Origin of the sequence: Pectobacterium brasiliense (genome assembly GCF_013449685.1) — a bacterium.
Taxonomy (GTDB): Bacteria; Pseudomonadota; Gammaproteobacteria; order Enterobacterales; family Enterobacteriaceae; genus Pectobacterium; species Pectobacterium brasiliense_A.
In genome coordinates this window covers 605-1,027 of sequence record NZ_JACDSF010000128.1, presented here as the reverse complement: position 1 = coordinate 1,027, position 423 = coordinate 605, and the positions used below count along the sequence as shown (strand labels likewise).

1 pseudogene is annotated in these 423 nt (G+C 52.7%); it reads right to left on the bottom strand.

The features are described from left to right. Positions 1-14: 14 nt before the first annotated feature. Positions 15-423 (bottom strand): annotated as a pseudogene (locus tag H0248_RS21605) (hypothetical protein); the annotation flags it as partial.

Sequence of the window (423 nt, the reverse complement as noted above, 5' to 3'; positions counted from 1 at the left end):
ATCGAGGCCGCTCTTCATGGTCCGTAGGTCATCCGCTTATTGGAGAGCACCTGACTCCAGTCCCCTTTGAAAACACCCTTGACAGTATCGACCGCCGTTTCTTTGCCCTGTTCAACCAGTGCATCGGCATAGTCCTCAGGCAGCGCCTTCTGTCTGGCGTCCAGAATGCTGTCCAGTCTCTCGGATGGCGTATCCTCAAGAGGGGTACCTAAACCGGGGATATAAATTTTGGCGTAAGAGTACGAGGAGGTAAGGCTGGCTTTTATCTCCAGAGGGTGAGCACGAAACAAACGGCCCACGTTAGTCAGACGCTGGCTATCCTCATCTACATTGATATTTCGTTTCAGACCATCGAAGAAGAAGCCTATTTGTAACGCGAGGGAGCAGGTACCTATCCCCGCCTGATGACGGCTCTCTTCACGC